The sequence below is a fragment of the Arthrobacter sp. JCM 19049 genome, assembly GCF_001310435.1.
The window spans coordinates 1-1,161 of the sequence record NZ_BAXF01000602.1; the positions used below are offsets into that span (position 1 = coordinate 1).

Below are 1,161 nucleotides of genomic sequence, written 5' to 3' on the forward strand. Positions count from 1 at the left end.
GCCTTTGCCGCCCACCACGGGGTGAGTCCCAGCCGCTACCGGCAGCAGCTCGCCGGCTAGGGCCCGCCGCGCCGCTGCCGGATTTTCACCGCCCACAGGCCAGGTCTGCACCCGATGCCAAGTGGTGTGCGCGCAATGCCAAGACACCTGCGGCGCCCCTCACAGATGCTGGGATGGTCATCGTCTGGAATGGGGAAAACCAATGGGTATCGAACAGCGCACCTTGACCGTGCCGGCCCTCGTTGTCATGATCATCGCGGCCAGCGCGCCGCTGACGGTGGTCGCCGGCGGGGTGAGCACCAACTTCGCCGTCACCGGGCTGCTGGGGGTGCCCCTGTCCTTCGTCGTGCTCGGGGCGATCCTGCTGGTGTTCGCCATCGGCTACACCGCCATGAGCCGGCATGTGAGCAACGCCGGCGCCTTCTACGCCTACATCGCCCAGGGGCTGGGCAAGCCGGCCGGGTGGGTGCCGCGATGGTGGCGGTGGTCAGCTACAACCTGATGCAGATCGGCATCTACGGTCTGTTCGGCTTCGCCGCGGCCTCCTTCGTCAACGCGGTGCTGGGCACCGCGATCCCGTGGTGGGTGTGCGCCCTGGTCGCCTGGGCGCTGGTGGCCATGCTGGGGGTGAACCGGGTGGACTTCTCCGCCAAGGTGCTGGGCATCGTGGTGGGCCTGGAGTTCCTGGTGGTGATCATCTTCGACGTGGTGGCCGTGGCCCAGTCCCCGCAGGGGGTCAGCAGCACCGGTTTTGCCACCGGGGACCTGTTCATGCCCGGCATCGGCGCGGTGCTCGCGTTCTCGATTGCCGCGTTCATGGGCTTTGAGTCCGGCACGATCTACAACCAGGAGGTCAAGGACCCCAAGCGCACCGCGCAGCTGGCCACCATCATCGCGGTGAGCATCATCGCCTGCTTCTACGCCCTGTCCTCCTGGGCGGTGCTGGTGGCCCTGGGCCCGGACCAGGTGGTGGGCGCCTCCCAGGAGCACGGCCCGGATCTGATCTTCGTGTTCCTGGCCAGCCATGCGCCGGCTGGTTCATCGACCTGGCCAACCTGCTGTTCATCACCAGCCTGTTCGCCGCGCTGCTGGCCTTCCACAACGTGGTGGCCCGGTACTTCTACGCGATGGGCCGCGGCGGCGCGCTGCCCCGGGTCCTGG

Annotated in this window: 1 pseudogene; it reads left to right on the forward strand. The window is 68.1% G+C overall.

The features are described from left to right. Nucleotides 1–202: 202 nt before the first annotated feature. A pseudogene (locus JCM19049_RS14860) lies at nt 203–1,161 on the forward strand (APC family permease); the annotation flags it as partial.